Consider the following 3565-nt stretch of genomic DNA (forward strand, 5'->3'; position numbering starts at 1 on the left):
GGCGCCGCCGGCCATGACCTGCTGGCGCGCGCCGACTGCCGCCAGGAGGGCGAGCTGCGCATCGAGGACGGCTGCCACCGCATCTTCCGCCACGCCGGCCTGCTGCAGCTGCAGGACCTGCCCTGGCAGCGGCGCCTGGCCATCGACACCCGCGGCGGCGCCAACAGCGTGGTCTGGCATCCCGGCAGCCGGCCGCTGACCGAGGTTGGCTGGAACGAGAGCCTGGGCTTTCTCTGCGTCGAAGCCGCCAGCTGCGGCCCCGACAGTTTGTGCCTGCAGCCGGGGGAGGAGGGGGTGCTGAGCTTGCGCGCGGGCCTGGTTTGAGGCCATTCCCGGATGGCATCCGGGCTAGGGGCTAACGGCCGTATCCGTTGGGCGGCGGTGCGCACCCTAGGATGGCGCCGATACGCCAGTCTCCGGGTATGGCGTGGCGAATCCTGGGGCGCCCGGGGCCGCCTGGGTCGTGCGCACCACCCCTCTCCCGCCTATTCGCTGACCTGCCAGTCGTGCGCCTGCTGCTGCGCCTGTTCCAGCCGGGCGCGCCAGGCGTCTGCGGTGCGGCCTTCGAGCAGTTCCAGGCGCTGTAGTTGGGCGCCGCATTCGTCCAGGCAGCGTTGCAGCCAGGCGATGCGCTGCAGGGTCAGCGGCGTGCAGGTCTGGCCGCCCAGATCGTCTTGCAGGTCGCTCAGGTGCGAGCGCCAAGCCTCGCGCAGGTACAGGCCATCCAGGCCGCCGCGCAGCGCCGTGCGCCACTGGTCGATGATGCCATCCAGCCAGGCCAGCACCGTGGCGCTGGCGCCGCGGGTGCTCAGCTCGCGATGCAGGCGCTGGTAGCAGTCCAGGGCGATGCGCTTTTCCAGCTCCAGCGCGGCCAGGGCGGCGCTCTGCCCGCGCCGGTGCTCCAGGCGCAGCAGATGGGCGTAGTAGCAGCGCGTCTCGAAGCGCTCGGCGCCATGGTGCTGCGGGCTCAGCAGGCCGTTGCTGTTGAAGCTTTGCAGCGGCTCGAAGCGGTACATATAGCCGAAGTCGAACAGGCGGATGCGGCCGTCGTCGAGCAGGTTGCCGGGGCACAGGTCCCACTCGAAGAAGCCCAGCTGCAGCAGCGCCCGCAGGCTGTCGAACAGCTGCAGCAGGCGCCGCTCGTCCCATTCGTCGATCGCCTCGCCGGCGATCCAGGGCGACAGCAGCAGGCCCTGGCGGTAGCTGGCGTAGCGGGTCTCGACGATGCCGGCCAGGGCCTCGCCCCAGTCCGCCTGGCGCTTGAGCGCCTGCAGTTCGCCGCGGCGCTGCACTTCGTTGAGAAAGGAGGTCTGGCCGTCGGGGTTGCGCACCTTGCACGGGGTGCGTGCGCGCTTGAGCGTCCACAGCCGGCCGCCGGCTTCGAGCTGGTAGACCTCGGCGGTCAGCCCGCCGGCGAAATGGCGGCGCACCCAGGGGCTGTCTGGGCGGGTGGCCAGCAGCTGGTCGAGGGGCAGCGGGCAGTCGGCGGGCGAGCCCACTGCGAGTTCGGCGCCGCTGGCGGCGAAGGCCAGCTGGCTTTGGCGACGCTGTTGTTGCGGGGTCATGGCGATACCCTGAGGCGAGGAGGGAGGCCAGCATTGCAGCGCGCCGCCGGTCTGCGTGACAGGCGCAGAAGGGGCAGGGGTGCATACTTTTTTCAGGGAGGCGCTGGCAGACTACGCCCCCGCTTCTACGCCCTCGAGAGCGCGACCGGGGAGGATGTGGCGCTTGCCCTTTCGGTCGAGGATGACCGGGCTGGCAGAGCGCTCACCGGCTCGCCGCGGTTGTGGATCAAAAACAAGAAGCCACGAGGACAACAAGACATGAACAAGACGCTGCTCAGCGCAGTCGCCATCGGCCTTGCCGCCACCCTGAGCCATTCCCTGCCGGCCCAGGCCGCCATCGAGGAGGGCAAGCTGGTCATCTGGATCAACGGCGACAAGGGTTACAAGGGCCTGGCCAAGGTCGGTGAGCGTTTCACCGCCGACACCGGCATCGCCGTCGAGGTGGCCCATCCGGACAGCGCCACCGACAAGTTCCAGCAGGCCGCCGCCACCGGCAACGGCCCGGACATCTTCATCTGGGCCCACGACCGCCTCGGCGAATGGGCGCAGAGCGGGCTGATCTCGCCGATCACCCCCAGTGCCAAGACCCAGGGCGAGATAGAGGATTTCGCCTGGGACGCGGTGACCTACGGCGGCAAGCTGTGGGGCTACCCTATGGCGGTGGAGGCCATCGGTCTGCTCTACAACAAGGCGCTGGTGCCGACTCCGCCGGCCAGCTTCGACGAGGTGCTGGCGCTCAACGCCGAGCTGGCCAAGGCCGGCAAGCGCGCCATCCTCTGGGACTACAACAACACCTACTTCACCTGGCCGCTGCTGGCCGCCAACGGCGGCTACGCCTTCGCCGCCGCCGAGGGCGGTTACGACACCCGCCGCACCGGGGTCAACAGCGCCGGCGCCAAGCAGGGCGCGGCCACCCTCAAGGCACTGATCGACGCCGGGGTGATGCCCAAGGGCGCCGACTACAGCGTCGCCGAGGCGGCCTTCAACAAGGGCGAGTCGGCCATGTTCATCAGCGGTCCCTGGGCCTGGGCCAACGCCAGAAAGAGCGGCATCGACTTCGGCGTGGCGCCGATTCCCGCGGTCGGCGACGCCCCCAGCCGGCCCTTCAGCGGGGTGATGGCCGCCGCGCTGAACGCCGCCAGCCCCAACCAGGCGCTGGCCGTGGAGTTCCTCGAGAACTACCTGCTGCAGGTCGAGGGGCTCAAGACCATGAGTGCCGACGTGCCGCTCGGCGCGGTGCCGAACAAGGCCTATATGGCCGAGCTGGCCAGCGACCCGCTGATCAAGGCCACCTTCGACAACGCCCAGCTCGGCCAGCCGATGCCCAACGTGCCGGAGATGGGTGCCTTCTGGTCGGCCATGGCGCCGGCGCTGAGCAACATCACCTCCGGTCGGCAGACCGTGGACGCCGCGCTGGACGACGCTGCCAAGCGCATTGCCAAGTGAAATCCGGTCGCCGTCGACGCCTGGCGTCGGCGGCGGCCCCGCTCCGAGGCTATAACCCTGATGTCCGTCGTCAATCTTTCCGCCGCCGTGGCCGCTACGCCCATGAAGCTGTTTTCCCTGCCATCCCTGCGTGCCGGCCTGCGTTGGAGCCTGTGGGGCCTGTTCAATGCGCTGGCGCTGTACCTGGTGGTGGCGCTCTACGCCCAGCAGCAGCTGGCCTTCGCCCTGCTCGGGCTGGTGGTCACCGGCATCGCCAGTTACGTGTTCATCAGTCGCCGTGCCTACGCCCATCGCTATATCTACCCGGCGCTGGCGGGCATGCTGGTGTTCGTCATCTTCCCGCTGCTGTACACCGTGGGCATCGGCTTCACCAACTACAGCGGCAGCAACCTGCTGAGCTTCGAGCAGGTGCAGCGCTACCACCTGCGCCAGACCTACCTGGCCGGCGAGCGCTACGCCTTCAGCCTGCACCGTGATGAGGCCGGCGAGCTGCGTCTGCGCGTCGACAAGGGCGAGCGCGGCGCGTTCGTCTCGCCGCCCCTGGCCGGCGATGC

General features: G+C 69.5%; 2 protein-coding genes and 2 pseudogenes. 3 read left to right on the plus strand and 1 reads right to left on the minus strand.

The window, feature by feature from the left end; genetic code table 11:
• A pseudogene (locus N878_RS29000) lies at positions 1-324 on the plus strand (D-hexose-6-phosphate mutarotase); the annotation flags it as partial.
• Positions 325-485: 161 nt separating this feature from the next.
• On the opposite strand, the gene N878_RS15160 reads toward N878_RS29000, so the two are convergent.
• Positions 486-1565 carry a hypothetical protein gene (locus N878_RS15160; RefSeq protein ID WP_021444467.1) on the minus strand — a complete coding sequence of 360 codons (1080 nt, stop codon included), beginning with the start codon at positions 1563-1565 and terminating at the stop codon, positions 486-488.
• A gap of 258 nt (positions 1566-1823) precedes the next feature.
• Here N878_RS15160 and malE point away from each other — a divergent pair, with 258 nt between their 5' ends.
• Together malE and malF are read left to right on the plus strand one after the other, a co-directional pair.
• On the plus strand, positions 1824-3011 hold the full coding sequence (gene malE, locus N878_RS15165) for a maltose/maltodextrin ABC transporter substrate-binding protein MalE (RefSeq protein ID WP_021444468.1): 1188 nt from the start codon (positions 1824-1826) through the stop codon (positions 3009-3011).
• Positions 3012-3071: 60 nt separating this feature from the next.
• Positions 3072-3565, plus strand: a pseudogene (malF, locus tag N878_RS15170) (maltose ABC transporter permease MalF); the annotation flags it as partial.

It is taken from the genome of Pseudomonas sp. EGD-AK9, assembly GCF_000465935.2.
Lineage (GTDB): Bacteria > Pseudomonadota > Gammaproteobacteria > Pseudomonadales > Pseudomonadaceae > Aquipseudomonas.